Consider the following 26753-nt stretch of genomic DNA (forward strand, 5'->3'; position numbering starts at 1 on the left):
CATGTCCACGCCGACGACGTGGTTGGCAAGCTCAAATGATAATGGTTATCATTAAGCAACCCGAGTACGCAGGCATCCGTCGACGCAAAGGGCGAAGGAACAGGAGCCCTCGCCATGCATCAGCAGATTGCGGACTTTGCCGCGGACAAGCCGGTTTCGGACACGCCGAGCCTGCCGTTATGGGAAGCCGCGATGCGGCAAGCCGTGAAAGCCGAGCGTGACGGACAACCCGCGCTGGCGCTCGGCGGCTACGAACGGGCGCTCGCGATCGCGCAATGCCTGATCGACGCGCCGCCCGCCGGACGCGCCGACGATTGTCTCGCCGCGCTCGTCGTCTCGCATCTCAATCTCGCCGATCTTCGCGTCGCTCTAGGCGATCCGGACGCGGCCGCCCCGGTTCTCTGCCGCGCACATGAAGCGTTGATCGCGCTGTCTATCGACGCCGCTCGGCCCGCGTCCCTTAGGCAAACCGCGCTGCGTCACAGCCGCGAAACGTATGTCGCGCTGATCCGCCACATCTCGCGGCACGGGCCGCATCCGCTCGTTACGCGCGCAATCGCCGATGCCGACGCCGCGCTTCATGGCGCGAGCGCCGCACGGCACTGATCCCGTCCACCGATCCGAAAGGAGAATCACGATGCCTTACACCCTGCCTCCCCTGTCCTATGCTTTCGACGCGCTGGAACCGCACATCGATGCGCGCACGATGGAAGTTCATCACACGAAACATCATCAGACGTACGTGAACAACCTGAATGCGGCGCTGGAGAAATCGGATCATCGGGATGTGGCCGTCGAGACGCTCATCGCGCAGATCGACGCGCTGCCCGAAGCGCTGCGCCTGCCCGTGCGCAACAACGGCGGCGGCCACGCGAACCACAGCCTCTTCTGGACGATCATGTCGCCCGACGGCGGCGGCAAGCCGGAAGGCGAACTGGCCGATGCGATCGACAAGGACCTCGGCGGCTTCGACGCCTTCAAGGAAGCCTTCACCAAAGCCGCGCTCACGCGCTTCGGCAGCGGCTGGGCGTGGCTCAACGTCGACAGGCAGGGCAAGCTCGCGATCGAAAGCACCGGCAATCAGGACAGTCCGCTGATGAAAGGCATCGCGTCGGGCAATACGCCGATTCTCGGCCTCGATGTCTGGGAACACGCGTACTACCTGAAGTACGAGAACCGCAGGCCGGAGTACATCGCGGCGTTCTACAACGTGATCGACTGGGCGGAAGTGTCGCGCCGCTATGCCGAGGCGCGCGGCGAATAGGCGATAGGTTCATCGGTGGCGGCTGAAGTCACGCGCACTTCGGTCGAGCGAGTTAAGCTAGGCACTTCCGCTCGCATCGAGATGACGCCATGAAGTCAGCAGACGGAGTTGCGCAAAGCCGATGGCTCGCCGACGCGCGCGAGGAAATCGCCGCGGCGCTTCGAACTTCCGACGAAACGTGGCTCCACGACATGAGCATGCGCTGGGGATGCCGCCTCGCGATGCTCGTCGCCGATTTCGGCGTGCGCGTCATGCTGCACGAAGAAGGCATTGTTATGAGGCTGGAGCCGCCGTCGGATAGCAACGGCGCGCTCATCGATTCCGACGAAGGCAAACCGGATGCCCTCGCCCGCGCGGCCTGGATCAAGCTTTCGAAATTCGAAGAGCACGCGACCGCCGTTCTCGAAGCGAGCGCACTCATTCAGGGCGACGCGCAATGCAATGCCTGCAACGAGACCATTCTGGCATGGCGTCAGATGCTCATCGCCGCGACCGAATGGCCGAGAGAGGAAGCCGACCCGTACATCAGTCATGCATGCCGGCCCATATTGAAGCGATTCATGAACCTTGCATCGTGCGCGACGGGCGGAAATCAGTTCGAGCTCGCACGCGAAGGCGACTACGAAGAGGCGTGGCGCGAATTCGAAAACTTCTGCACCGACGAGCGCGCTGTGCCGGTGACCGGATGGGGGCGCAAATACCGGCATCGGCACGATGTTCAGGCCGAACACGCACCGCCGACGATGCCGCTCTCATACGCGATCGACGCAGCCGTTCGGCCCACTCCGGATCGTCTGCTCACGCGCCCTCAGGCAACGACTCGCGCAGCCTGAAGAAGCTCGACGATACCGCGCAGCCGGGCGCGACGCTCAGAAGCGATGCCGCAAGCCGACCGTCGCTTCGACCTGGTTGCTCGTGGATGACGGCGCCGTGAGGCCGTTGATCCATGCGACACCCAGTGGCGAATTGCTGCCCGCGCTCACGCCTTGCCACACGCCTTGCACATAGACATCGGTGCGGCGCGAGAAGCTGTAGCCGGCCATCGCACTGACCTGGTTCCAGTGCGGATTGCCCGCGCCCGCGAGGCCGCCCGCGCGCGAATACGTGTACGCCGCGGAGAGTTCGACCGCCGGCGTCAACGCGTAACGCAGATTCCCTTCGAAGTTCTGAACGTGCGTGCTCAAACCGGTCTGGAACAACTGCGTCAGGTTGGTTTGCGTATAGACGATGCCCGCCACCGCTGGCCCGAACGCATAGTTCACGCCCGCGCCCCAGGTCTGCTGACGGCTCGACAGCGCGCCAAGCGGGACCGGCTGAGTCGTGAGCACGCCGAGCAGCGATGAACCCGTCGTATCGGTGACGGCGCCGTTCGCGTTGAGTTGTCCCGGCGTCGCGGCGTCGCTGTTGAGCTGCAGGAATCCGGCGCCGAAGTTGAGCGGTCCCCACAGATACGAAATGCCGAGGCTGTAAGCGCGATTGTTCGAAAAGCCGGCAGCCTGATTGGAGAAACCATATAACGCGCCGAGCTTGAAACCCGCGAAATCCGGGCTCTGATACTTCACGGCGTTATTGATCTGGAATGAATCGTTGAGGTTATCGATATCGAATGGATGCGCGAAGTGCGTGCCGCCGTATTCCGTGCCCGTCAATGAAAGCGGCGCGACGAAATCCACCATGTCATCGGTCTGACGGCCGAACGTGAGCACGCCGTAATCGCGGCTCGACAAACCGACATACGCCTGGCGATTGAAGATCCGGTTACTCGACGTGTACTGGCCGTCGTTCAGATTGAAGCCGCTTTCCAGATTGAAGATGGCTTTCAATCCGGCGCCCAGATCTTCCGCGCCGCGCAGGCCCCATCGGCTGTACTGGACCGGGCCGCTTTTCAGTTCCCAGTTGCTGTGCCCGCTGCCGGTCGTGTTGATCTGGCTGTTCGAATAGGTGATGCCGGCGTCGATGAGACCGTAGAGCGTGACGCTGCTTTGCGCCTGGGCCGTGCCGGCAAGCGTGAGCATCGTCGTCGCGCCGGTTATAAGCAACTTGTTCATTTGCCTAGGCTCCATCGATGTCGGGAAAATACACCCTCCGCTTCACCAACTTTAAGCGACCGAATCGGCAACCTGCAACCTCAATTTTTTGCTCTTGATCGTAAAGCCACGCCGACGCTCAGAAATCGTGGCGCACCGAAAAAGTCATGGCCTTTTCGTGCTCGTGATTCACGCCAAGTTGCGGATTGGCGGAGAAATGCCAGTCGTCGTCAGGCGTGATGTCGTCGCGCGGACGCACCGGAACGGGGACCGAAGTCGGCGATGGCGGCAGCGGCGAAACGCGGGCGAGTTGACTCAGATCAGGATGCACGTTTCTGTCGTATTTCGACAACGTAACGGCGTCGAGCGCGTCGAGCGTGCCTTTGAAGAGATATCGCGGATGACGAGGCCCGGCGGCCGCATGGGCGTCCGCGGTCGAAATGATGGCCGGATAGGGAAAGAAGAGAACGCTCGCCGCCACTCGCTGAATGGGATTCAAACGAGTTTGCTCACTGGCTGACGCAAAGTTGCCGACTAGAAAAGCCACGATGCCGGCGACCCAATATCTACGGATATGGCGTGTCATCGAATGCCCGCGAAACGCTACGGTGATATGAAAGCCCCGCGTTCTTAAATCATTTTAATTCATTTGACGGCGCATTGTCTGTCAATGACGCCATCGGAGAAATAATGTCTCGCGGATGACACGGAAGCGAAGCTTTTGCGAATCGCGCCCGATCATGCCGGGAATCGAAATAACTTCGTCCGATTTGCACGACTCGTTTCACAAGTGCTCGCGCAGCAACTATCTTGAAGAGCGTCCCGCGATCCGCGCACGCGTTTTCCAAAATCACATCATTCGCGCGCATGAGCGATTGACGATGAACCTTCACTGAAAGGAGCCTTTGTAATGAGCAAGCACTCCCGGAATGGCACGTCGCAATCTTCCGCGCTCGAAGGCGAAGAACTTCGCCTCGTCGATGCATGGTGGCGCGCGTGTAACTATCTCTCGGCGGGCATGATCTTTCTCACGGAGAATCCGCTGCTGCGCGAGCCGCTGAAATCCGAGCACGTGAAGCACCGCCTGCTCGGGCACTGGGGCGCGAGTCCGGCGCTGTCGTTCGTGTGGGCGCATATGAATCGCGTCATCAGGCGCGAAGACATCGACGTGATCTTCATGGCCGGACCCGGTCACGGCGCGCCGGGCGTGCTCGGCCCCGCCTATCTCGAAGGCACGTACGCCGAGGTCTATCCGGACAAGAGCGAAGACGCCGAGGGCATGCAGAAGTTCTTCAAGCAGTTTTCCTTTCCCGGACACATCGGCTCGCATGTGACGCCCGAAACGCCGGGATCGATTCACGAAGGCGGCGAACTGGGCTATAGCCTGTCTCATGCGTATGGCGCCGTGCTCGACAACCCCGATTTGATCGTCGCGTGCGTCGTCGGCGACGGCGAAGCCGAAACCGGCCCGCTCGCGACGGCGTGGCATTCGAACAAGTTCATCAATCCAGCACGCGATGGCGCCGTGCTGCCGATCCTGAACCTGAACGGCTACAAGATCGCCAATCCGACGATCCTCGCGCGCATCAGTCATCAGGAACTGGAGGCGCTGTTCGTCGGCTACGGGTATCGGCCGTATTTCGTGGAAGGATCGGACCATGAGGAGATGCACAAGAAGATGGCGGAAACGCTCGATGCCGCCATCGCCGATATCCACGCGATAAGAGAGAAAGCGCGCAAGGATAAGCACGTCGAGCGGCCGCGCTGGCCAATGATCGTCCTGCGCACGCCGAAGGGCTGGACCGGTCCCAAGGAGATCAACGGCCACAAGGTCGAAGGCTCGTGGCGCGCGCATCAGGTGCCGTTCTCGGACGTGCATAGCAACCCCGCGAATCTCGCCGTGCTCGAACGCTGGATGCAGAGCTACAAGCCCGAAGAACTCTTCGACGAAACCGGCCGGCTGCGCGAAGAAATCAGGGCGATCGCCCCCAAGGGCACGCGGCGCATGAGCGCGAATCCGCATGCGAACGGCGGCGTGTTGCGCAAGGAACTGAAGCTGCCCGATTTCCGCGACTATGCCGTCGATGTCGGACAGGCCGGGAAGATTCTCTATGAGAACACGCGCCCGCTCGGCGCTTTCCTGCGCGACGTCATGCGTTGCAACATGAACACGTTCCGCGTATTCGGCCCCGACGAAACGGCATCGAACCGCCTTCAGGCCATCTATGAAGTCAGCAAGAAAGTCTGGATGGCCGATCTTCTTCCCGAAGACGAGGACGGCGGCGAGCTGTCGCGCGACGGCCGCGTGATGGAAATGCTTTCGGAGCACACGCTGCTCGGCTGGCTCGAAGGTTATCTGCTGTCAGGGCGGCACGGCTTCTTCCACACTTACGAAGCCTTCGCGCATGTCATCGATTCGATGTTCAACCAGCATGCGAAATGGCTCGATATCTGCAAGAACCATGTGCCGTGGCGCGCATCGGTTTCCTCGGAAACCATCTTGCTGTCATCCACCGTATGGCGGCAGGACCACAACGGCTTTTCGCATCAGGACCCCGGCTTCATCGATCTCGTCACGAACAAGAGCCCTTCCGTCACGCGCGTGTATCTCCCGCCCGATGCCAACACGCTGCTCGTGGTGGCCGATCAATGCCTGCGCTCGACCGATTGCATCAACATCATTGTCGCGGACAAGCAGAAGCATCTGCAGTTCGCGACCATCGACGAAGCGATCGTGCATTGCGCCAAAGGCATCGGCGTGTGGCGGCGCGCGAGCACCGATGAAGGCGAAGAGCCCGACGTCGTCCTCGCTTCCTGCGGCGATGTCGCGACGCAGGAAGCACTGGCCGCGGCCGCGATTCTGCGCGAGCGTCTGCCCGAACTGAAGCTGCGCTTCGTGAACGTGGTCGATCTCTTCAAGATGCAGCCCGACACCGAGCATCCGCACGGATCGAGCCCACGTGAATTCGATAGCCTCTTCACGCTCGACAAGCCCGTGATCTTCAACTTTCACGGTTATCCGTGGCTGATTCACAAGCTCGCGTATCGCTTCCACAATCACGAGAATCTGCACGTGCGCGGCTATAAGGAAAAAGGCAACATCAACACGCCGCTCGAACTCGCGATTCTCAATCAGGTCGATCGCTTCAATCTCGTGATCGACGTGCTCGACCGCGTGCCCCGATTGCAGGCAAGGACCGCGCATTTAAGGGAAGACATGAAGAACGCGATCATCCGTCACCTCGAATACGCGCATACGCACGGCACCGACAAACCGGAAATCGCGGAATGGGTATGGCCGTTCTGATCAGGGCGATTCCTTGAGCACACGGAGTTCCGGCTGCGCGGCGCCGTCCGCCGCATGCCGGGCCTCCGTCTGCGCGCGCTCGTCGGGGCGTGCGCGTGCGTCGCGATCCAGCGGCGACGCATGAAGCTGCATCTGCGGCAACATCATCTCGATGCCGGCTTCGTCCATCTTGAGCTTGAGCCTCGCGTTGAACGCGCGCGCCACGCTCCATTGCTGCAACGGGCGGGTCTTGATCTGCCCTTTCACCACGATGCAGTTCGCTTCGAAGCGATCGAGGCCGAACACTTCGACCGGCGCGAGTATCTCGTTGCGAAAGCGAAAGTCACTGCTCAGATCGGCGCTGACTTCCACGATCATGCGCGTGATGTCGTCCAGTTTCGCGGAGAACGGCACGCGGACTTCGAACACCGCATTGGCGAAATCGCGCGACAGGTTCTTCACGATCTTGATCTGCGAGAACGGAATGGTGTGAACCGCGCCTTGTCCATCGCGCAGACGAACGGTGCGGATCGTGAGATCCATCACGGTGCCGGCATGTCCGTCGATATCGATCCAGTCGCCGACCGAGATCGTCTCCTCGACGATGATGAAGAGTCCCGTGATCAGATCCGTGACGAGCGACTTCGCGCCGAAACCGACCGCGAGACCGATCACGCCCGCGCCGGCGAGCAGCGGCGTCAGATTGATGCCGAGACTCGCCGCCGCGACGATGGCCGCGAGGCTCGCGACCGTCACGAAGATCGCGTTGCGCACGAGCGGCAGCATCGTGCGCGCGCGCACGCCGGGACTGAGCGCCTTGTTGCGCGAGCTGTTCGGGCCGAGCGCTTCGAGAATGATGGTGTCGATGACGATCCAGATGAACCACGCGCCGAACACCGTCGCGACGACCGCGATCAGCGCGTGCCTGAAGCCGGGCGTCATCGCGCTGTGCTTGATGAGCCGCGCGATCGGTCCGCTCCAGAGTTCCAGCTCGAAACGCAGATAGGCGAGCCAGATCAGCAGCACGACGAGCGTGCAGCCGAAGTGCAGGAGCCGCGTCAGATGCGGCGCGCGGCGGCGCGCCCGCGTGTCGCGGCGGCGTGTCAGATGCAGCAGCAGCGCGGAAGCGAACAGCGTGAGCACGAGCAGCGCCGCGCTCAGCAGCGAGGGCCGCAGCACGTCGCCTTCCGCGCCGCGCCCGTCGATGATCGCGACGACCGACGCCACCGCGATCAGCAGTATCGGGATATGCCATAGCGACGCGAGGATATCGAGCGCTTCCGTCGCGAACTGATGATCGCGCCTGCGCGAATACGGACGATTGCGAATCAGATGCGTGATGGGCCGCCGGTAAGCGAGCGCGAAATAGCCTGAGAGCAACGCCGCGGCGAGACTGGCGAAGATCGACACGATGCCCGCGAGATTCGGACCGAGCTGGCGCGTGACATCGGCGTTGGCGGCGGCATCGCCGAGCGCGCCGCATGCACCGATCGCGAAGAGCGGCCAGGGCGTGCGCGCAAGCAGTTGCTGCACGGCGACCCGGCGATGCGCGGTGCTGAACACCGAGAACACGATCAGGCAGATTGCCGAGAAGATCGAACCCGCGACGATCGCATAAGCGATGACGAGCCCGAGCGTGCGGCCGAGCATATCGGGCATCGTGCGCACGAAGACCAGCACCGCGATGAATGCGACAAGCCAGGGCCCGGTCTGCCGCACGGCGAAGGCGAGCAGTTGGACCGACGACGGATTCGGCGCGAGCGTGACCGCCTTGCCATAGCGCGCGAAAACATGCCGCTGAACGCGTATCAGCACGAACGCGCACAGCCCCCAGACCGCAAGCGTCGCGCCCATGCCGGCGACGATGCGCCCGGACGACTCGCCTCGTTCGCCCGTGACGACGGCCTGCAACTCGCTGGCGGCAGCGGCTGAGCGCGCGCTCCAGACACGCACCGGCGTGAGGCTATCGCCGAGATTCGTTTCGACCGATGCTATCCCCGATGCGATCGCGCCGAGCAGATCGGCATTGGCGGGCTTGGGCGTGGGCGTAGCCGGAACGGCTTTCTGCGTCGCGTCGCGCAGCACCTTCAGTTGCGCGACGAACGCGCTGCGTTGCGCATCGTTGTCGAGCGTGCCGATGAGACTGTTCAGCGACCGCACCATTTCCGCCTGACTCGCGGGCGAAGGCGCGGAAGCGGCCGGCGCTTCGGAGGCCGGAGGCGCGATGAACTTTTGCATCGCGGCGGGCAGAGGCGCGGCCATCACGGACGACACCCATGCCGCACATCCGATGAAGATGCCGAGCGCGATCATCCACGCGCGAGCGTCAGTCAGGACGTGCCCCACTTCGATGCGCCGCCTGAATGCGCCCATGGAGATTCCCTCCGGCGTGACATCCCCGTTTCGCGAGATTGCAAACGAACTCGAAACACCACGAGCGCGGCCTCGCCGGCTCTCGCGCAAAGAGTAGCTTATCGGCCAGATGCGTGCCACCGGCAATGCGGATCGCCGGCGATCAAACGCCGCTTAGTCGGCGGCGCTCAGCACGACACGCCTGAAGAACTGCGCGAGCACGTCCTCGGCGAATTGCGCGGGCACAGATTGCGGGTCGGACGAATAGAAGAACTGCACGCCGTCGCATAGCGCGATGAGGCCGAGCGCCATCTGTTCCGGCGGCATCGTGAGCGGCGTGCCGACGCGCTCGGAGAATGCCCTGATGTAGTCGGTCGTGGTCTGCCGCAGCTCGCGCATCAACGCATTGAAGCTCGCGCGGAATTTCGCGTCGCGGCTCGCGTGCAGCTTCGCTTCGACCCACAGCAGAAAGCACGCGTTGTTCTGGTAGCACTCGCTGTAATACTGCAGCACGCGCGCTTCCATGTCGGCGCGCGAAGCCTGGCCATCTTCGAACAGCGTGGAGAGGCGCTGCATGATGGTGTCGTGATCGCGCTTGAGCACTTCGAGCAGCAACTCGGCCTTGCTCGAAAAATTCGAATAGAACGCGCCGCGCGTGTAGCCCGCGTCGGCGGCCACATCCTCGACGCTCGATGCGCCGAATCCCTTCTGGGTGAAAACCGCCTGGGCAGCGTCGAGCAGGCGCTGACGCGTCTGATCACGACTCTGCTCGCGGGTGAGACGTACAGGTTTCATGCGCAAAGTGTAGCATCGCGCGGCTTACAAATCCGGCTTTGCATTCAGATACAAGTGTGTATTAGAATTCATTTCGTATTCGCGTCCGGGTCGTCGAAACCCTTGCCGGACGGGGTTGTCAGGTCGACGCATCGATCTGCCCCGCTTTCGCTCGTTTCTCGAAATTGCCCGCCGGGTCACCTTTTTCCTTGCTTCGCCCATGAGCCGCGCGCAGTCGTTGCGAGGTGCGCGGCACCATGCCCTTGCGGGCGCCGAGGTTCTCGTGAAGCTCTTCCACTCAGCCATGTCGGTCGTGGCGCGCGCGGCATTCGTTCCGATCGTCTGTGTAACGCTCGTCGCCTGCAAGCGGCATGAAGCGCCCGCACCCGCGCCGCGTCCGGTCGTCGCCGTCGCGGCGCAAGCGGACGGACACGCGAGCGCATCCAGCCTGCCCGGACAGATTCAGTCGCGTTATTCGACGCCGCTTTCCTTTCGCATCAACGGCAAGATTCTCGAGCGGCGCGTGCGCCTCGGCGACAGCGTGAAGGCCGGGCAAGTCGTCGCCCGGCTCGATCCCGCCGATGCCGAGAAGAACAGCGCGAGCGCCCGCGCGCAGCTCGACGCCGCCGAGCATCAGCTCGTCTATGCGAAGCAGCAGCTCGACCGCGATCGCGCGCAGGCCGCGGAAAATCTCATCGCGCCCGCGCAACTCGAACAGACGCAGAACGCCTACGCGTCCGCGCTCGCGCAGCGCAATCAGGCGCAGCAGCAGGCGGGACTTTCCGCCGATCAGTTGCGCTACGCGACACTCACCGCCGATCACGCGGGCGTCATCACCGCCGAGCAGGCCGACACCGGCCAGAATGTGACCTCGGGCCAGGCCGTCTATACGCTCGCCTGGAGCGGCGATATCGACGCGATCTGCGACGTGCCCGAAGCCGCGCTCGGCGCGTTCGCCGTGGGCAAGGAAGCGAATGTGAAGCTCGCGGCATTGCCGGGGCGGACCTTCAAGGCGCGCGTGCGCGAGCTCTCGCCCGCCGCCGATACCCAGAGCCGCACCTGGCGCGCGAAGCTCACGCTCGAAGCGCCGACGCCCGACGTGCGCCTCGGCATGACGGCGGACATCGCGTTCGCCGCACCGAATGGCGCGAAAGGCGCGTTCACGATTCCATCGACGGCGCTGTTCCACGACAACGGCCATCCCGCCGTGTGGATCGTCAAGCAGCCGGGCGATGCGCTCGAACTGAGGCGCGTCGAAGTCGCGCGCTACGGCGAGCGCACGGTGACGCTCGCGAGCGGCATCGAAGCGGGCGAGCGCATCGTATGGCAAGGCGTGCATACGGTGTCCGCGGGCGAGAAAGTGCGCGTCGTTGCGCCGCTGCATCCCGAGGACTTCGCGTCATGAGCGACATTCGCGAAGACGACAACGCGCATCGCCACGAAGAAGGCCGCTTCAATCTCTCGGCATGGGCGCTGCGGCATCGCGCGCTCGTCGTATTTCTCATCGCGATGTCGACGATCTTCGGCATCCTCGCCTATACGCGGCTCGCGCAATCGGAAGATCCGCCCTTCACCTTCCGCGTGATGGTCATTCGCACGTTCTGGCCGGGCGCCACCGCGCGTCAGGTGCAGGAGGAAGTGACGGACCGCATCGCGCGCAAGTTGCAGGAAACGCCGTACACGGATTTCATGCGCAGCTATTCGCGCCCCGGCGAGTCGCTCATCTTCTTTCAGATGAAGGACTCCGCGCCCGCGAAGGACGTGCCGGAGGAGTGGTATCAGATCCGCAAGAAAGTGGGCGATATCGCCGCGACCTTGCCGCCCGGTGCGCAAGGCCCGTTCTTCAACGATGAATTCGGCGATGTCTACACCAACATCTACGCGCTCGAAGGCGACGGCTTCTCGCCCGCGCAACTGCACGATTACGCCGATGCCTTGCGCACGGTTCTGCTGCGCGTGCCGGGCGTCGCGAAGGTCGATTACTTCGGCGACCAGGAAGAGCGCATCTATGTCGAGAGTCCCAACACGACGCTCACGCGCCTGAACATCTCGCCGCAGCAGATCGCGCAGGCCATCGACGGACAGAACGCCGTCTCGACCGCGGGCGTTCTGACGACGCCCAACGATCGCGTGTTCGTGCGCCCGAGCGGGCAGTTCACGAGCGTGGACGCGCTCGCCGATACGCTCGTCACCGTGAACGGCCGCTCGTTCCGCCTCGGTGACATCGCGACGATCAAGCGCGGCTACATCGATCCGCCCGCCACGCAGATGCGCTCGGCGGGCACGCCCGTGCTCGGCATCGGCGTCACGATGCAGCCGGGCGAAGACGTCGTGCGTCTCGGCAAGTCGCTCGACGAATCGATGATCAAGCTGCGCGCGCAACTGCCCGCGGGACTGAAGCTCACCGAAGTGTCCAGCATGCCGCACGCGGTCTCGCATTCGGTGGACGACTTTCTCGAAGCAGTCGCCGAAGCGGTCGTCATCGTGCTGATCGTGAGTCTCGTGTCGCTCGGCGTGCGCACCGGCATGGTGGTCGTGATCTCGATTCCCATCGTGCTCGCCGTCACCGCGCTCTTCATGTATCTGTTCGATATCGGCCTGCACAAGGTATCGCTCGGCACGCTGATCCTTGCGCTGGGATTGCTCGTCGATGACGCGATCATCGCCGTCGAAATGATGGCCGTGAAGCTCGAACAGGGCTGGAGCCGCGCGCGCGCCGCCGCGTTCGCCTACACGAGCACCGCGTTCCCGATGCTGACCGGCACGCTCGTCACCGTCGCGGGTTTTCTGCCGATCGCGCTCGCGAAATCGAGCACCGGCGAATACACGCGCTCGATCTTCGAAGTGTCGGCGATCGCGCTGATCGCATCGTGGCTCGCGGCAGTCGTGCTGATCCCGTTGCTCGGCTACAAGCTCCTGCCCGAGCGGAAAAAAGAAGCGCATCTGCCCGACGATCACGAACACGATATCTACGACACGAAGTTCTACGGACGCCTGCGCCGCTGGGTCGGCTGGTGCGTGAAGCGCCGCTTCGTCGTGCTCGCGATCACGGTCGTGCTCTTCGTCATCGCGATGGCCGGCTTCACGCTCGTGCCGCAACAGTTCTTCCCGAGCTCGGATCGCCCCGAACTGCTGATCGACGTGAGATTGCAGGAAGGCGCATCGTTCGAAGCGACCTTGCGCGAAGCGAAGCGGCTGGAAGAAGCGCTGAAGGGCCGTGACGAAATCGATCATGTCGTGAGCTTCGTCGGCACCGGCGCGCCGCGCTTCTATCTGCCGCTTGATCAGCAATTGCCGACGCCGAACTTCGCGCAGTTCGTCGTCACCGCGAAGTCGGTCGAAGCGCGCGAAGCGCTGGCGCGCTGGCTCGATCCGATGTTGCGCGAGCGCTTCCCTGCCATACGCACGCGTCTGTCGCGTCTGGAGAACGGGCCGCCTGTCGGCTATCCGGTGCAGTTTCGCGTGAGCGGCGACGATATCGGCACGGTGCGTCACGTCGCCGAGCAGGTTTCCGCCGACATGCGCGCCGACTCGCGCACGACCAACGTGCAGTTCGACTGGGACGAACCTTCCGAGCGTTCGGTGCGCTTCGAGATCGATCAGCAGAAGGCGCGCGATGCGGGCGTCTCGTCGCAGGATATCGCGAGCTTTCTCGCGATGACGCTGACCGGCACCACGGTCACGCAGTATCGCGAGCGCGACAAGCTCATCAGCGTCGATTTGCGTGCGCCGCGTGCCGAGCGCGTCGATCCGGCGCGACTCGCGACGCTCGCGATGCCGACGCCGCACGGACCGGTGCCGCTCTCCGCGCTGGGACGCGTCGTCGATACGCTCGAATACGGCGTGATCTGGGAACGCGACCGCCAGCCGACCATCACCGTGCAGTCGGACGTGAAGGGCGACGCGCAGGGCATCGACGTGACCCAGGCCATCGACAAGAAGCTCGACGAGATTCGCCGTGCATTGCCGGTCGGCTATCGCATCGAAGTGGGCGGACCGGTCGAGGAAAGCGGCAAGGGTCAGGCGTCGATCAATGCGCAGATTCCGGTGATGGTGATCGTCGTGCTGACGCTTCTGATGATCCAGTTGCAGAGCTTCTCGCGCGTGATGATGGTCGTGCTCACCGCACCGCTCGGGTTGATCGGCGTGGTCGTGACGCTGCTCGCGTTCGGCAAGCCGTTCGGTTTCGTCGCGATGCTCGGCGTAATCGCGATGTTCGGCATCATCATGCGCAACTCGGTGATTCTCGTCGATCAGATCGAGCAGGACATCGCATCGGGGCACAAACGCTTCGATGCGATCATCGGCGCGACGGTGCGGCGTTTCCGGCCCATCACGCTGACGGCCGCAGCCGCCGTGCTCGCGCTGATTCCGCTTCTGCGCAGCAACTTCTTCGGCCCGATGGCGACCGCGCTGATGGGCGGCATCACGAGCGCGACCGTGCTCACCCTTTTCTATCTGCCCGCGCTCTATGCCGCGTGGTTTCGCGTGAAGCTCGACGAACGCGAAGGAGCATCGTCATGAATCGCCGGCTTTTGATGACTGCGGCGTGCGTCGCGCTCGGTGCATGCGCGCTCGGTCCCGACGGCAAGCCGCCCGCGATGCCGCAGCCCGCGCACTACGGCGCGCAGCCGCAGGCGGAAGCGAGCGTCACGGCCGAAGGCGCGTCGCAGCGCTTCGTCGCGGACGCGGCGCCCGTGCCCGAATGGTGGAAGCTGTATCGCTCGGATCCGTTGAATGCGCTCGTCGATGAAGGCTTGCGCGCGAGCCCGAATCTCGCGGCGGCGGACAAGAGTCTCGTCGCCGCACGCGAACAGTTGCGCGCGCAGGTCGGTTCGTCGCTGTTCCCGCAGATCGACGCAGGCGGGCAAGCGACGCGGCAACGCGGCTTGGGCATTCCCCAGGGCGGCCCGCCGACCGTGCTCTATAACCTTTTCGTCGGCCAGATTCAGGCGCAATACACGTTCGATCTCTTCGGCGCGGCGCGTTTCGCGAATGCGGCGCTCGCCGCGCAGGTCGATCAACAGGCCTTTCAACTCGATGCCGCACGGCGCGCGCTCGCGGCCAACATCGTGACGGGCGCGATCGGCGCGGCGGCATTGCATGCGCAGATCGACGTGACCGAACGCCTCGTCGCGCTCGCCAACGACGACGCGCACGACGCACAGCGCCGCTATGCGCTCGGCTCCCTGTCGCGCGCCGACATGCTCAGCGCGCAGCAGAACGCCGCGTCGCTCGCGGCGCAATTGCCGGGCTTGCGCGCGCAATGGCTCGCGACGCGTCACGCGCTCGCCGTGCTGCTCGGACGCACGCCCGATCAGGCGCCCGACGATCTCGATCTGGCGAGCCTCGCCGTGCCCTCCGATGTGCCGGTCGTCATGCCATCGGCGTTGTTGCAGACGCGCCCCGACATTCAGGCCGCCGATGCCGCATTGAAGGCGGCCGCCGCGCAGGTCGGCGTCGCGACGGCGCAGTTGTTTCCGAGCCTGTCGATATCCGCGTCGATGGGCAAAGGCGGCTTCGACTGGCCGACCGCGCTGTCGGGCGCGGGCGCGTTGTGGAGCGTGGGCGCATCGCTGTCGCAGCCGATCTTTCATGGCGGCGCGCTGCTCGCGCAACGCCGCGCGGCCATCGCCATGTATGACGCCGCGGTCGCGCAGTACAAGCAGACCGTGCTCTCGGCGTTTCAGAACGTCGCGAATACGCTGGCTTCGCTCGAAACCGACGGCGAAGCGCTCGCCTTCGCCGACAGCGCGAGCAACGCCGCACGCGATGCATCGGCGGATGCGGCGGCGCGCGTGCGGCTCGGCGCAATCCCGCCGCACGCCGCGCGCGGCAGCGAACAGCAGTACCTCAACGCGCGCCTCTCGACGATCCGCTCGAGCAGTGCGCGCCTGAGCGACACCGCCGCGCTGTTTCAGGCGATGGGCTCGCCCATCGCGTCGGGTTCGAGCGTCGCGCGAGCGGATAGCGAGACGCACAGGTAGCGCCACGCCCATTCGCAACCCAGGGTTATTTCGATATTTGTTGAAATGTCGAAATTCATCGGTTATGGTTGCGGTCATGGACTCGAACCTCGTCGTACGCGCGCTCGGCGCGCTCGCTCATGAATCGCGCCTTGCGATCTTCAGAACCCTGGTGGTCGCAGGACCCGATGGCATCGCCGCCGGCGAAATCGCGCAGCAAGTCGGCCTTGCGCCGTCGAGCCTGTCGTTTCATCTCAAGGACCTCTCGCACGCCGGGCTCGTGAGTTCGCGGCAAGACGGCCGCTTCGTGTTCTACTCGGCCGACTTCGACGCCATGACCGGGCTCATCGGCTTTCTGACGGAAAACTGCTGCGCGGGCGCGCCTTGCGCGGCGAGCGGCCGGTCTGACTGCAAATGAGCACGACGAACGCCGCCCGCGACAAGGCCACGCCGGCCATCGGTTTCTTCGAGCGATATCTGACGGTCTGGGTGATGCTGTGCATCGTGACCGGCATCGGTCTGGGTCAGGTCTTTGCCCCGCTCTTTCACACGATCGGCCGCATGGAGATCGCGCACGTCAACCTGCCCGTGGGCGCGCTGATCTGGGTGATGATCATTCCGATGCTCATCCGGATAGATTTCTCCGCGCTCGCGCAGGTCGGTCGTCACTGGCGCGGCATCGGCGTGACCTTGTTCGTGAACTGGCTCGTCAAGCCGTTTTCGATGGCCCTGCTCGGCTGGATTTTCGTGCGTCACGCATTCGCCGGCTGGCTGCCTGCCGATCAGCTCGACAGCTATATCGCGGGCCTGATTCTGCTCGCGGCCGCGCCCTGCACGGCGATGGTCTTCGTGTGGTCGCAACTGTGCAAGGGCGATCCGTACTTCACGCTCTCGCAAGTCGCGCTCAACGACGCGATCATGATCGTCGCGTTCGCTCCGCTGGTGGCGTTGCTGCTCGGGCTATCGTCGATCACGGTGCCATGGGCAACGCTGCTCGTGTCGGTCGGGCTATACATCATCGTTCCAGTCATGCTCGCCCAATGGCTGCGCAGGCGACTGATGGCGCGCGGTGAGGCCTTCTTCAAACACACGCTCGCCCGTCTGGGTCCGTGGTCGATCGCCGCGCTGCTCGCGACGCTCGTGCTGCTGTTCGGCTTTCAGGGCGAAGCGATCGTTCGAGAGCCGCTCGTCATTGCGATGCTCGCGGTGCCGATCCTGATCCAGGTGTTCTTCAATTCGGGCCTTGCGTACTTGCTGAATCGCCGTCTGCGCGTCGCGCACTGCATAGCCGGTCCGTCGAGCCTGATCGGCGCGAGCAATTTCTTCGAGCTCGCCGTCGCCACCGCGATCAGCCTGTTCGGCTTTCATTCGGGCGCGGCGCTCGCGACGGTCGTCGGCGTGCTCATCGAAGTGCCGGTCATGCTGCTGGTGGTCGGCGTCGTCAATCGCTCGCAACGCTGGTATCAATCCGCCTGACCGTTCACCACACACATGCTTCCGAATCTCCCCAACTTGAGCGCCGGGCACGTCGACATTCCCGACAGCGACAAACTCCAGCCGCGCTCGATCCGCACGCATGCCCCGCGAATCCTGTTGTTATACGGCTCGTTGCGCCCGACTTCGTATAGCCGCTTTCTGACGCTGGAAGCCGAGCGGCTGCTGCAATTGTTCGGCGCCGAAACACGCGTGTTCGATTCTCACGGCCTGCCCGTGGTCGACAGCGTGGCCGCCGACCATCCCAAGGTGGCCGAACTGCGCGCGCTCTCGGAGTGGTCGGAGGGACAGGTCTGGTGCAGCCCCGAGCGTCACGGCACGCTCACGTCCGTGTTCAAGAACCAGATCGACTGGCTGCCGCTCGAATCCGCCGGTGTTCGTCCGACGCAGGGCCGCACGCTCGCCGTCATGCAGGTGTGCGGCGGATCGCAGTCCTTCAACGCCGTGAATGCGCTTCGCCTGCTCGGCCGCTGGATGCGCATGGTGACGATCCCCAACCAGTCGTCCGTCGCCAAAGCCTGGCAGGAGTTCGACGAGAACGGCCGGATGAAACCGTCGCCCTATTACGATCGGGTCGTCGATGTGATGGAGGAACTCGTCAAATTCACGCTGCTCGTGCGCGATCGGTCCGACTACCTCACGAGCCGCTACAGCGAGCGCAAGGAAGCGCAGCCGGAACAGGCGAGTGCGCTGGCCGCGGCCGCCATGAATCACGAAGCCATCGCCGATGAAGACACCGACGAGAGCGAGGCGCAGTGATCGAATGACCGGTCGCGGTCATCGCGACGTTCATGCGCTCAATCGGGAAGACGCTGAAGCGTTTGCTCGGGCGCAGTTGACGGCTCCGCGATACGAGCCTGCGCGAGCACGCGATAGGTGAGCGTCGCGCCCGTCATCGCAAGCGCGGTTGGAATCAGGAAGTCGTGATTGAAGCGCGTGAACTCGATCATCAGCACGAGCGCGGTCAACGGCATCTGCATCGACGCGCCCAGGAACGCCGCCGCGCCGACGACCGCGAATGCGCCGGGCGGCGTGCCCGGCCAGAAGCCGCTCCATACGCCGCCGAGCACGACGCCGAGCAATGCGCCGTTCGCGAGGCCCGGCGTGAGCAAACCGCCCTGCGCGCCGGCGCGCAACGAGGTCACGACGATCGTCACTCTCAGCACCAGCAGCACGCCGGCGAGCGCGAAGTTCACGGAATCGTCGAACGAAAGACCCGCGGGGCCTTTGCCGTTGCCCGCGAGCTGCGGGAAATAGATGACGAGCACGCCGATCATCGCGAAGTTCAGGATCGACAAGAGGGGCAGCATGCGCCCGCGCGGCGCCTTCTTGCGCGCGGCGCTCGTGAGCTTCACGAAGAGCCGCGCGGCCGCGCCGAAGACAGGCCCCATCACGATGGCCCATACGATGAGTTGCGCGTTGAGCGTGAAGGCGGGCAGACGATACTGCTGCGCGTCGCCGAGTCCGATCCACGCGACGATCGCGCCGATCGCCGAGGTGGCGAAGGCCGCCGCGATGATCGTCGCGTCGAATGTGCACAGCAGCACTTCGAGCACGAAGACCGCGCCGCCGAGCGGCACGTTATAGACCGCGGCAAGCCCCGCGCCCGCGCCGCACGCCACCATGATGCGCGATTGCGCCGGCGTGAGGCCCGCATAGTGCGCAAGCCATCCCGCCCACAACGAACCGATCTCGCGCGGCGCGACTTCGCGTCCGAGCGGCGAACCCATCGCCACGGTGACGATCTGCAGGAGCGTATGCGCGAGCGTGGTGGCGGGCGGCATGCGCGGATCGTCGGCGTCGATGGCCTGACGGATGCTGACGAGCGGTTTGCCGAAGCGATACACGCACCACCAGCCGGCGCCCGCGATCACGCCGCACAACGCCAGCACGATGAAGCGGCGTTCCGGCGGCGCGGCCGAAATGCCGATGAGAAAGCTCTCGCCGCCGGTCAGTTCGTCGAGGCTGTAGCCGAACGCGACGTGCTGGATCGCGTGCAGCAGGAGCGCCAGCGACATGCCGCCGAGCCCCGCGCCCAAACCGACGAGCGCGGTGACGACGATGAGCTTCACGGCGGGTGTCGATGACGGCATCGCGCTCACCTTGACGGTAAAGGCATAGCGTAGCGCGGGGCAAACGCGCGCATCTTCGCGGGATGGATCGAATTATAGATACGCACGGATGTGTTTCGCATCCCGCCGCTATGGTCAGACCGAAGCCCGCATCAGTTCTTGTCCGCCACGACCTGATCGAACGTGCCGCCATCGGCGAAATGCGTCTGCTGCGCCTTTTGCCAGCTTCCGAACATCTGCTCGACCGTGAAGGTCTTGAGCGGCCTGAACTCGCCCGCATGCTTCGCGAGCACGTCCGCGTTGCGCGGCCGCAGATGATGCTGCGCGATGATCTCCTGCGCCGCGGGCGTGTAAAGGAAGTCGAGATACGCCTGGGCTTCCTTGCGCGTGCCGCGCTTGTCCACCACCTTGTCGACGATCGATACCGGCGGCTCCGCGAGCAGACTCACCGACGGGTACACCGCTTCGAAATCCTTCGCGCCCGGCCCCGCGCTCATCAGGCCGACTTCGTTCTCGAACGTGACGAGCACATCGCCGATGCCGCGCTGCGTAAATGTCGTCGTCGCGCCGCGACCGCCCGTATCGAGCACGGGCACGTTTTTGAAGATGGCTTTCTCGAAGTCCTGCACCTGCGCGTCGGATGCGCCCTGCTGCTTCTTGTAGCCCCACGCCGCGAGATACGCGTAGCGCCCGTTGCCCGATGTCTTCGGATTCGCGATCACCGCCTGCACGCCGGGCCGCGCGAGATCGTTCCAGTCCCTGATGTTCTTCGGATTGCCCTTGTGGACGAGAAAGACCATCGTCGTCGTGTAGGGCGCGCTGGCATCGGGCAGACGGGTGCGCCAGTTGGCGGGCACGAGCTGGCCGCGCTCGGCGAGCAGGTCGATGTCGTTGGGCTGATTCATCGTCACGACATCGGCCTGCAGCCCCTGCGTCACCGACAACGCCTGCGCGCTCGATGCGCCATGCGACTGCCGCACCGATACCGTCTCGCCGGTCTTCTTCTTGTAGTCCGCGACGAAGGCCGCGTCGATGTCCTTGTAGAGCTCGCGCGTCACGTCGTAGGACACGTTGAGCAGCGTCGTGTCCGCCTGCGCGACGCTTGCCGCGATGCCGAGCGCAACGGTGATGACCAGCTTGTTATAGACCGCCATTTTTTCTCCAGAGACAGGGTTCGAACCACGCCAACGAACAAAGGCCGCCCGAAGGCGGCCATGCATCCTACACACATCCTTGCGCCGCGATATCAGCCGTACGCGCGCGCTTCCTCTTCTTCGTATTCGGGCGATGCACGCCGCGCGAGCGTTTCGACGAAATGCTTCGCGAGCGGCCACGGCCCGAATCCCGCCGATGTATTGATATGCCCCGCATCGCCGAGATTCACGAACGCGCTGTTCCAGCGCTGCGCGAGCGTGCGCGCATCGTCGAGCGGCATCCACGGATCGGTCTCGCTGCCGACGACGAGCGACAGCGTGTCGAGTCGGCGTGCGGTGAACGCGCCCGCGAAACGGAACTTCGCCGGACTCGCGGGCGCGACGAACAGCACGCCCTTCACGTTTGCGGCATGCGCCTGAAACGCGCCCGCGTGCGACAGCGCATGGGCTGTCGCGAGACATCCGAAGCTATGCGCCGCGATAACGACAGGACCGTCGATGCTCGCGAGCACGTCGCGAACGGCGTCGCTCCAGATGGCGAGATTCGGCGTGTTCCAGTCGCGCTGCTCGACGCGCCGCGCGCCGGGCGTCTCGCGCTCGAGCCAGCTCTGCCAGTGCGCATCCTCGCTGCCATGCAATCCGGGCACGGTCACGAGCGTGACCGGCAAGCTCGACGTTCCTGCGTCCCGCGCGCTGCGCTCATTCATCTTCGGTCCTCGCTCGACTCGAACTAGTCAGGCTCCATTCTCGGGCAGCGCGCGGATGCGGCTAACCAATATTTCGTCATTTGTTTATGGCGATGCAGCCGGAACCCGCCGCTATAATCGCAACTCGCAGCAGCCGCCTTCTGCCCTTCCATCGCTCATGTCCACCCGTCGCCCGTCCATCTCGCCCGAATCGCACGTTCCGCTCTACACGCAGATCAAGGACGTGCTGCGCACCGGCATTCTCGATGGCCGCTATCCGCCGATGAGCCGCATGCCCTCGGAAAGCGAGCTGATGGCGATGTTCGACGTGAGCCGCATCACGATCCGTCAGGCGCTCGGCGATCTGCAAAAGGAAGGGCTGATCTTCAAGGTGCACGGCAAAGGCTCGTTCGTGTCGCAGCCGAAGACGTTCCAGAACGTGACATCGTTGCAGGGTTTCGCGGAAGCGATGTCGGAGAGCGGACACGAGATCATCAACCGCGTCGTGCAATTGCGCTTCGTGCCCGCGCCTGCGGAAGTCGCGGCGCAACTCGGTCTCGCCGAAGGCAGCGGGGTCGCGGAGATTCATCGTGTGCGCCTGCTCAATCGCTCGCCCGTTTCGTACGAAGTCACGTTTCTGCCCGAAGCCCTCGGCAAACGCCTGAAACGCGCGGAACTCGCGACGCGCGATATCTTCCTGATGCTGGAGAACGACTGCGCCGTGCCGCTCGGTCACGCCGATCTCGCCATCGATGCAATAGCCGCCGCGCCGGACATCGCGGATGCGCTCGACGTGAAGAAAGGCGCACCGCTCCTGCGTATCGAGCGCCTCACGCACGATGCCGACGGCAAGCCCATCGACTTCGAATACCTCTACTTCCGCGGCGATACGTTTCAATACCGGCTGCGCATCGATCGCGAACGGTCGGCCGCAAGCGCGCCGCGCGTTATTCGAAACAGGCAGAAGCAAAGCAAAAACAATTGATTCCCTCGCGCTTCGCGGGCTTCTAGAATCTGGTCCTAACTTGTCATAACAAGTAACGATTCCAGATCATGCAAACCCACGAACTCGAATACGACATCGTCGTCGTTGGCGGCGGCACGGCCGGCCCGATGGCCGCCATCAAGGCGAAGCAGCGCGACCCGAGCCTGCGCGTGCTGCTCATCGACAAGGCGCACGTGAAGCGCAGCGGCGCGATCTCGATGGGCATGGACGGTCTGAACAACGCCATCATTCCCGGCCACGCGACGCCCGAGCAGTACACGAAGGAAATCACCGTGGCGAACGACGGCATCGTCAATCAGGCCACGATCTACGCCTATGCGCGCCACAGCTTCACGACGATCGAGGAACTCGACCGCTGGGGCGTGAAGTTCGAAAAGGATCACACCGGCGACTATGCCGTGCGCAAGGTGCATCACATGGGCGCGTACGTGCTGCCGATGCCCGAAGGCCACGATGTCAAGAAGGTGCTCTACCGCCAGTTGAAACGGGCGCGTGTGGAGATCACGAATCGTATCGTCGCGACGCGCTTGCTCAACGGCCCGAACGGCGAAATCGCGGGCGTGATGGGCTTCGATTGCCGCAGCGCCGATTTCTACGTGATTCGTGCGAAAGCCGTGATTCTCTGTTGCGGCGCGGCCGGACGACTGGGCTTGCCCGCATCGGGCTACCTGATGGGCACCTACGAGAACCCGACCAATGCCGGCGACGGTTACGCAATGGCGTATCACGCGGGCGCGGAACTCGCGAACCTCGAATGCTTCCAGATCAATCCGCTCATCAAGGATTACAACGGCCCGGCGTGCGCGTATGTGACCGGTCCGCTCGGCGGCTATACGGCGAACGGCAAAGGCGAGCGCTTCATCGAATGCGATTACTGGAGCGGGCAGATGATGTGGGAGTTCTATCAGGAACTCCAGAGCGGCAACGGCCCGGTGTTCCTGAAGCTCGACCATCTCGCGGAAGAAACGATTCAGACGATCGAGACGATCCTGCACACCAACGAGCGGCCGAGCCGCGGACGCTTTCACGCGCGACGCGGCAACGACTATCGCACGCGCATGATCGAGATGCATATCTCGGAGATCGGCCTTTGCAGCGGGCACAGCGCATCGGGCGTATGGGTCGACGAGCACGCGCGCACCTCCGTGCAAGGACTTTACGCCGCGGGCGACATGGCGGCCGTGCCGCACAACTACATGCTCGGCGCGTTCACCTACGGATGGTTCGCGGGCGAAGACGCGGCTGCGCATGTCGCGGGCCGCGCATTGCCGGCGCTCGATGCATCGCAGATCGGGCGCGAACGCGATCGCATATTCGCGCCGCTGTCGCGCACGCATGGCCTGCCGCCATCGCAGGTCGAATACAAGCTGCGCCGGTTCGTCAACGACTATCTGCAGCCGCCGAAGGTCACGCGCCGCATGGAAATTGGCCTGCAGCGTTTTGCCGAAATCCGCGAGGACGTGGAGCAACTCGCCGCCGCCGATCCGCATGAACTGATGCGCGCCGCCGAAGTCGCCGCGATTCTCGATTGCGCCGAAATGGCCGCGCGCGCGTCGCTCTTTCGCACGGAGAGCCGCTGGGGTCTTTATCACCATCGCGTCGATTATCCCGAGCGCAACGATGCCGAATGGTTCTACCATGCGCATCTGAAGAAGGATGCAACGGGGCGCATGACCTCGTTCAAGAAACCCGTGGAACCGTATGTGGTTCCCGTCGACGAGTCCGAGCGCGGCGCGTATTCGCGTCTGCGTGTGGCTCGCACGTCGCAGCCGGTCGCTGCATAGGAGAGAAAGAAATGGCCCTCGTGCCCCGCGAAGCGCGTATGCGCTCGAGCCTTCCCGTGATGATCGACGAAGACAAGTGCATCGCCGACAAGGGCTGCACGGTCTGCATCGACGTCTGTCCGATGGACCTGCTCGCGATCGATCCCGAAACCGGCAAGGCATTCATGAAGTTCGACGAATGCTGGTATTGCATGCCCTGCGAGCGCGATTGTCCGACCAATGCCGTGCATGTCGACATTCCGTATCTTCTTCGATGACGAGAGTTGCCTCATGACGGTTACCGACACCCTCTTTGATCGCCTCGCGCATGACGACGCCGCCGTGCGCCGTCTCGCCGTGATCGAAGCCGCCGATCTCGAAGACGAAACGTGGCTGCCCTCGCTTGCCCATGCCTTGCGTCACGATGCGAATGCCGATGTACGTCGCACGGCCGCGCAACGTCTCGGCGCATGGGATACGAACGAAGCCGTCGATGCGCTGTGCGCCGCACTCACCGATAGCGACGCGGGCACGCGCGAAGCGGCAGCCGAAAGCCTCACTGCGCTGAAAGATCCCGCTGTGGGCGAACGGCTGCTGCCGCATCTCGCCGACGCCGATGCCGATGCGTTCAAGCGCGCGGCGCTGCTGCGCGCGCTGCGCGAATTGCGTTTGCCGGAAGCGGCCGCGCCTGCATTGACGGCGTTATCGGATGCGTCGCCGCTCGTGAGGCGTGAGGCTGTCGGCGTCCTCGGATGGCTGCGTCATACGCATGCGCTGGAGCGATTGACGCAACTCGCGCAAAACGATACATCCGCCGATGTGCGGCACGCCGCCGTCGGCGCGCTCGGATTCGCCACGGACGATAGCGTGCTCGTCACGTTGACGCATGCGCTGTCGGATGAAGCATGGCGCGTGCGGGAAGAAGCGGCGGCGACGCTCGGCAAACTACGTCTCACCGCCGCCCGCGATGCACTCGAACGCGCGCTCGCCGACGAATACTGGCAGGTCACGTTACAAGCCGCGCGCACGCTCGGACGTTTGCGCGATGCCGCGAGCATGCACGCGGTATCGGCGTTGCTGACTTTCCCGATCAGCAACGTGCGCAAGGAAGCCGCGCTCGCGCTCGGCGAACTCGGCCATACCGATGCGCTGGCCGTGCTCGAAGCCGCGCTCGCTGATGGCGATCCGGAAGTGCGCAAGGCCGTGCGTATCGCGATTGCGCAGATCGGCGAGCGGATCGCCTCACATCGCGTCAGTGACTGATCATCCACGGACGCCCGGCCGGCGACTTCATCGATGGCCGCGCGGCATCGGCCGATGACGCTTTCGGCTTGCAGCAGGCACAGCCCGGGCCGTGTCGATAGCCGAGGCTCTTCGAACTCGTCGGCGCGTTCGCGCTGCGTTCGTTGGTCGCGTAGGCGTCGCGCTGACTTTGCGGCATCAATGAAAGCATCGCCGTGCTCGTGATGGCGCGGATGGTCTGCACGCCGCATTCCGGACAAAGATGCGGCAGATCACGATCCGCGATGCTGCGCATCACGTCGAAGCTGCCGCACGATTCACATTCGTATTGATAGATCGGCATCGATCTCGCACTCCGTGCAGGAAAGGCGCGAGGCAGGCATCGCAGCGCGCCTTTCGACTCTCATGAACTCAGGCCTTGTCCTGCGACAGCGGAATATCCACGCCGCCCTTCACCGCCTTGACCGGGCCATCGGCGTTTGGACGAATGTCGAAGTCGAAGATCTGCGTCGGCAGCCATAACGTGGCGCATGCGTTCGGGATATCCACGACGCCGCTGATATGCCCTTGCACCGGCGCGGTTCCCAGAATCGAATACGCCTGCGCGCGCGTGTAGCCGAACTTCGTCAGATACTCGATTGCATTGAGACATGCCTGGCGATACGCGATATGCACGTCGAGATAATGCTGCTTGCCCGCTTCGTCCACCGAGATGCCTTCGAAGATCAGGTAGTCGTCGTAACGCGGCGTGATCGGGCTCGGCTTGAAGATCGGGTTCTTGATGCCGTACTTCGCCATGCCGTCCTTGATTACGCTCACGCGCATATGGACCCAGCCCGCCATTTCGATCGCGCCGCAGAAGGTGATCTCGCCATCGCCCTGGCTGAAGTGAAGATCGCCGACGGAAAGTCCCGCGCCTTCCACATACACCGGAAAGAATATCTTCGATCCACGCGACAAATCCTTGATGTCGCAATTGCCGCCGTGCTCGCGCGGCGGCACCGTGCGCGCGCCTTCGGCCGCGGCCTTTTCGCGTGCATCGCCCGTCATCTTGCCCATGTGCGCGGTCGCGGCGAACGGCGGATTCGCGAGCGGCGGCACGCGATCGGGCTGCGTCTTGATGAAATCGACTTCGCGCTGATTCCATGTCGCGAGCAGCTTCGGATCGGGCAGGCAGCCGATCAGTCCCGGATGAATCAGGCCGGCGAACGAGACTTGCGGCACATGGCGCGACGTCGTATAGAGCCCGTGAAAATCCCAGATGGATTTCTGCGCGAGCGGAAAGTGATCGGTCAGAAAGCCGCCGCCGTTCTTCTTCGAGAAGAAGCCGTTGAAGCCCCACTGACTCTCCGCCTTCGCGCCGATATCGAGCAGGTCCACGACGAGCAGGTCGCCGGGCGCGGCGCCATGCACGCCGACCGGTCCCGATAGAAAGTGGACGATCGACAGATCGATGTCGCGCACATCGTCGGCCGAATCGTTGTTCTTGATGAAGCCGCCGGTCCAGTCGTAGGTTTCGAGAATGAACTCGTCGCCGGGCTTGACCCATGCGGTCATCGGAATGTCGGGGTGCCAGCGGTTGTGCACCTGCTCGTTGTCGAATGCGGATTGATTCAGGTCGACCTTGATGAGCGTTTCAGCCATGACGTATGTCTCCTTGTCGGATC

At 63.9% G+C, this 26753-nt stretch carries 23 protein-coding genes; 14 read left to right on the forward strand and 9 right to left on the reverse strand.

From position 1 onward, the window contains the following. Nucleotides 1-114 precede the first annotated feature (114 nt). The 3 genes from QCE73_RS31435 to QCE73_RS31445 all read left to right on the forward strand — a co-directional run bounded on the left by QCE73_RS31435 (nucleotide 115) and on the right by QCE73_RS31445 (nucleotide 2097). The gene (locus QCE73_RS31435; RefSeq protein WP_309884970.1) at nucleotides 115-606 is read left to right on the forward strand and encodes a hypothetical protein; all 492 of its coding nucleotides are present in this window, start codon (nucleotides 115-117) and stop codon (nucleotides 604-606) included. Between the two features lie 31 nt (nucleotides 607-637). Further along, nucleotides 638-1264, forward strand: coding sequence for a superoxide dismutase (locus QCE73_RS31440; RefSeq protein WP_309884971.1), 627 nt, complete (start codon nucleotides 638-640; stop codon nucleotides 1262-1264). A gap of 89 nt (nucleotides 1265-1353) precedes the next feature. Further along, complete coding sequence (locus tag QCE73_RS31445) at nucleotides 1354-2097, forward strand: hypothetical protein (RefSeq protein WP_309884972.1); 744 nt, start codon at nucleotides 1354-1356, stop codon at nucleotides 2095-2097. A 36-nt stretch (nucleotides 2098-2133) separates the two neighbouring features. Here QCE73_RS31445 and QCE73_RS31450 read toward each other — a convergent pair whose 3' ends face one another. Next, on the reverse strand, nucleotides 2134-3312 hold the full coding sequence (locus QCE73_RS31450; protein WP_309884973.1) for a porin: 1179 nt from the start codon (nucleotides 3310-3312) through the stop codon (nucleotides 2134-2136). Nucleotides 3313-3430: 118 nt separating this feature from the next. Then, nucleotides 3431-3790, reverse strand: coding sequence for a hypothetical protein (locus QCE73_RS31455; protein ID WP_309884974.1), 360 nt, complete (start codon nucleotides 3788-3790; stop codon nucleotides 3431-3433). A 411-nt stretch (nucleotides 3791-4201) separates the two neighbouring features. On the opposite strand from QCE73_RS31455, the gene QCE73_RS31460 reads away from it, so the two are divergent. Beyond that, nucleotides 4202-6598, forward strand: coding sequence for a phosphoketolase family protein (locus QCE73_RS31460; RefSeq protein WP_309884975.1), 2397 nt, complete (start codon nucleotides 4202-4204; stop codon nucleotides 6596-6598). Here QCE73_RS31460 and QCE73_RS31465 read toward each other — a convergent pair whose 3' ends face one another. Together QCE73_RS31465 and QCE73_RS31470 are read right to left on the reverse strand one after the other, a co-directional pair. Continuing rightward, nucleotides 6599-8950 (reverse strand): mechanosensitive ion channel family protein, encoded by a 2352-nt coding sequence (locus QCE73_RS31465; RefSeq protein WP_309884976.1) that lies wholly within the window; start codon nucleotides 8948-8950, stop codon nucleotides 6599-6601. It lies immediately after the preceding gene. Nucleotides 8951-9103: 153 nt separating this feature from the next. Next, entirely contained in the window at nucleotides 9104-9724 is a 621-nt protein-coding gene (locus QCE73_RS31470; RefSeq protein ID WP_035507271.1) for a TetR/AcrR family transcriptional regulator, read from the reverse strand. Between the two features lie 283 nt (nucleotides 9725-10007). Between QCE73_RS31470 and QCE73_RS31475 the strand changes: the two genes are divergently transcribed. The 6 genes from QCE73_RS31475 (at nucleotide 10008) to arsH (ending at nucleotide 17922) form a co-directional block, all read left to right on the forward strand. Beyond that, complete coding sequence (locus QCE73_RS31475) at nucleotides 10008-11108, forward strand: efflux RND transporter periplasmic adaptor subunit (protein ID WP_309885294.1); 1101 nt, start codon at nucleotides 10008-10010, stop codon at nucleotides 11106-11108. Beyond that, complete coding sequence (locus QCE73_RS31480; RefSeq protein ID WP_309884977.1) at nucleotides 11105-14227, forward strand: efflux RND transporter permease subunit; 3123 nt, start codon at nucleotides 11105-11107, stop codon at nucleotides 14225-14227. Before QCE73_RS31475 ends, QCE73_RS31480 begins: the two co-directional genes overlap by 4 nt. Further along, entirely contained in the window at nucleotides 14224-15690 is a 1467-nt protein-coding gene (locus QCE73_RS31485; protein WP_309884978.1) for an efflux transporter outer membrane subunit, read from the forward strand. Before QCE73_RS31480 ends, QCE73_RS31485 begins: the two co-directional genes overlap by 4 nt. 76 nt (nucleotides 15691-15766) lie before the next feature. After that, the gene (locus tag QCE73_RS31490) at nucleotides 15767-16087 is read left to right on the forward strand and encodes a helix-turn-helix transcriptional regulator (protein WP_035507356.1); all 321 of its coding nucleotides are present in this window, start codon (nucleotides 15767-15769) and stop codon (nucleotides 16085-16087) included. Next, nucleotides 16084-17145 carry an ACR3 family arsenite efflux transporter gene (gene arsB / locus QCE73_RS31495; RefSeq protein WP_309884979.1) on the forward strand — a complete coding sequence of 354 codons (1062 nt, stop codon included), beginning with the start codon at nucleotides 16084-16086 and terminating at the stop codon, nucleotides 17143-17145. Before QCE73_RS31490 ends, arsB begins: the two co-directional genes overlap by 4 nt. 15 nt (nucleotides 17146-17160) lie before the next feature. Beyond that, a complete protein-coding gene (gene arsH, locus QCE73_RS31500) occupies nucleotides 17161-17922 on the forward strand; it encodes an arsenical resistance protein ArsH (RefSeq protein WP_309884980.1) in 762 nt (253 codons plus the stop codon). A gap of 38 nt (nucleotides 17923-17960) precedes the next feature. Here the strand turns inward: arsH and QCE73_RS31505 are convergent, their stop codons facing one another. The 3 genes from QCE73_RS31505 to QCE73_RS31515 form a co-directional block, all read right to left on the reverse strand. Beyond that, nucleotides 17961-19256, reverse strand: a complete 1296-nt coding sequence (locus QCE73_RS31505) for a chloride channel protein (protein ID WP_309884981.1) — start codon at nucleotides 19254-19256, stop codon at nucleotides 17961-17963. A gap of 131 nt (nucleotides 19257-19387) precedes the next feature. Next, the gene (locus tag QCE73_RS31510; protein ID WP_309884982.1) at nucleotides 19388-20389 is read right to left on the reverse strand and encodes a sulfate ABC transporter substrate-binding protein; all 1002 of its coding nucleotides are present in this window, start codon (nucleotides 20387-20389) and stop codon (nucleotides 19388-19390) included. 92 nt (nucleotides 20390-20481) lie between these two features. After that, nucleotides 20482-21096, reverse strand: coding sequence for an alpha/beta hydrolase (locus tag QCE73_RS31515; RefSeq protein WP_309884983.1), 615 nt, complete (start codon nucleotides 21094-21096; stop codon nucleotides 20482-20484). A 157-nt stretch (nucleotides 21097-21253) separates the two neighbouring features. On the opposite strand from QCE73_RS31515, the gene QCE73_RS31520 reads away from it, so the two are divergent. The 4 genes from QCE73_RS31520 (at nucleotide 21254) to QCE73_RS31535 (ending at nucleotide 25107) form a co-directional block, all read left to right on the forward strand. Further along, nucleotides 21254-22060, forward strand: a complete 807-nt coding sequence (locus tag QCE73_RS31520; RefSeq protein ID WP_309884984.1) for a GntR family transcriptional regulator — start codon at nucleotides 21254-21256, stop codon at nucleotides 22058-22060. 68 nt (nucleotides 22061-22128) lie between these two features. Beyond that, nucleotides 22129-23865 carry a fumarate reductase/succinate dehydrogenase flavoprotein subunit gene (locus tag QCE73_RS31525; RefSeq protein WP_309884985.1) on the forward strand — a complete coding sequence of 579 codons (1737 nt, stop codon included), beginning with the start codon at nucleotides 22129-22131 and terminating at the stop codon, nucleotides 23863-23865. Between the two features lie 11 nt (nucleotides 23866-23876). Then, the gene (locus tag QCE73_RS31530; RefSeq protein WP_035507254.1) at nucleotides 23877-24122 is read left to right on the forward strand and encodes a ferredoxin family protein; all 246 of its coding nucleotides are present in this window, start codon (nucleotides 23877-23879) and stop codon (nucleotides 24120-24122) included. 13 nt (nucleotides 24123-24135) lie between these two features. After that, complete coding sequence (locus tag QCE73_RS31535) at nucleotides 24136-25107, forward strand: HEAT repeat domain-containing protein (RefSeq protein ID WP_309884986.1); 972 nt, start codon at nucleotides 24136-24138, stop codon at nucleotides 25105-25107. Here QCE73_RS31535 and QCE73_RS31540 read toward each other — a convergent pair. Next, the gene (locus QCE73_RS31540; RefSeq protein WP_035507250.1) at nucleotides 25097-25429 is read right to left on the reverse strand and encodes an FmdB family zinc ribbon protein; all 333 of its coding nucleotides are present in this window, start codon (nucleotides 25427-25429) and stop codon (nucleotides 25097-25099) included. The genes QCE73_RS31535 and QCE73_RS31540 overlap by 11 nt on opposite strands. Nucleotides 25430-25497: 68 nt before the next feature. Further along, the gene (gene fmdA, locus QCE73_RS31545) at nucleotides 25498-26730 is read right to left on the reverse strand and encodes a formamidase (RefSeq protein WP_035507248.1); all 1233 of its coding nucleotides are present in this window, start codon (nucleotides 26728-26730) and stop codon (nucleotides 25498-25500) included. Nucleotides 26731-26753 lie beyond the last annotated feature (23 nt).

The sequence above is a fragment of the Caballeronia sp. LZ029 genome, assembly GCF_031451275.1.
Taxonomy (GTDB): Bacteria; Pseudomonadota; Gammaproteobacteria; order Burkholderiales; family Burkholderiaceae; genus Caballeronia; species Caballeronia jiangsuensis.

Excerpts from the sequence above, each read along its gene's own strand:
- arsH (WP_309884980.1), top strand. The coding sequence starts at position 17,161 with ATGCTTCCGAATCTCCCCAACTTGAGCGCCGGGCACGTCGACATTCCC.
- QCE73_RS31505 (WP_309884981.1), bottom strand. The coding sequence starts at position 19,256 with ATGCCGTCATCGACACCCGCCGTGAAGCTCATCGTCGTCACCGCGCTC.
- QCE73_RS31445 (WP_309884972.1), top strand. The coding sequence starts at position 1,354 with ATGAAGTCAGCAGACGGAGTTGCGCAAAGCCGATGGCTCGCCGACGCG.
- QCE73_RS31520 (WP_309884984.1), top strand. The coding sequence starts at position 21,254 with ATGTCCACCCGTCGCCCGTCCATCTCGCCCGAATCGCACGTTCCGCTC.
- arsB (WP_309884979.1), top strand. The coding sequence starts at position 16,084 with ATGAGCACGACGAACGCCGCCCGCGACAAGGCCACGCCGGCCATCGGT.
- QCE73_RS31475 (WP_309885294.1), top strand. The coding sequence starts at position 10,008 with ATGTCGGTCGTGGCGCGCGCGGCATTCGTTCCGATCGTCTGTGTAACG.
- QCE73_RS31440 (WP_309884971.1), top strand. The coding sequence starts at position 638 with ATGCCTTACACCCTGCCTCCCCTGTCCTATGCTTTCGACGCGCTGGAA.
- QCE73_RS31525 (WP_309884985.1), top strand. The coding sequence starts at position 22,129 with ATGCAAACCCACGAACTCGAATACGACATCGTCGTCGTTGGCGGCGGC.
- QCE73_RS31510 (WP_309884982.1), bottom strand. The coding sequence starts at position 20,389 with ATGGCGGTCTATAACAAGCTGGTCATCACCGTTGCGCTCGGCATCGCG.
- QCE73_RS31485 (WP_309884978.1), top strand. The coding sequence starts at position 14,224 with ATGAATCGCCGGCTTTTGATGACTGCGGCGTGCGTCGCGCTCGGTGCA.
- QCE73_RS31535 (WP_309884986.1), top strand. The coding sequence starts at position 24,136 with ATGACGGTTACCGACACCCTCTTTGATCGCCTCGCGCATGACGACGCC.
- QCE73_RS31470 (WP_035507271.1), bottom strand. The coding sequence starts at position 9,724 with ATGAAACCTGTACGTCTCACCCGCGAGCAGAGTCGTGATCAGACGCGT.
- QCE73_RS31530 (WP_035507254.1), top strand. The coding sequence starts at position 23,877 with ATGGCCCTCGTGCCCCGCGAAGCGCGTATGCGCTCGAGCCTTCCCGTG.
- QCE73_RS31450 (WP_309884973.1), bottom strand. The coding sequence starts at position 3,312 with ATGAACAAGTTGCTTATAACCGGCGCGACGACGATGCTCACGCTTGCC.
- QCE73_RS31490 (WP_035507356.1), top strand. The coding sequence starts at position 15,767 with ATGGACTCGAACCTCGTCGTACGCGCGCTCGGCGCGCTCGCTCATGAA.
- QCE73_RS31540 (WP_035507250.1), bottom strand. The coding sequence starts at position 25,429 with ATGCCGATCTATCAATACGAATGTGAATCGTGCGGCAGCTTCGACGTG.
- QCE73_RS31480 (WP_309884977.1), top strand. The coding sequence starts at position 11,105 with ATGAGCGACATTCGCGAAGACGACAACGCGCATCGCCACGAAGAAGGC.
- QCE73_RS31435 (WP_309884970.1), top strand. The coding sequence starts at position 115 with ATGCATCAGCAGATTGCGGACTTTGCCGCGGACAAGCCGGTTTCGGAC.
- QCE73_RS31465 (WP_309884976.1), bottom strand. The coding sequence starts at position 8,950 with ATGGGCGCATTCAGGCGGCGCATCGAAGTGGGGCACGTCCTGACTGAC.
- QCE73_RS31460 (WP_309884975.1), top strand. The coding sequence starts at position 4,202 with ATGAGCAAGCACTCCCGGAATGGCACGTCGCAATCTTCCGCGCTCGAA.
- fmdA (WP_035507248.1), bottom strand. The coding sequence starts at position 26,730 with ATGGCTGAAACGCTCATCAAGGTCGACCTGAATCAATCCGCATTCGAC.
- QCE73_RS31515 (WP_309884983.1), bottom strand. The coding sequence starts at position 21,096 with ATGAATGAGCGCAGCGCGCGGGACGCAGGAACGTCGAGCTTGCCGGTC.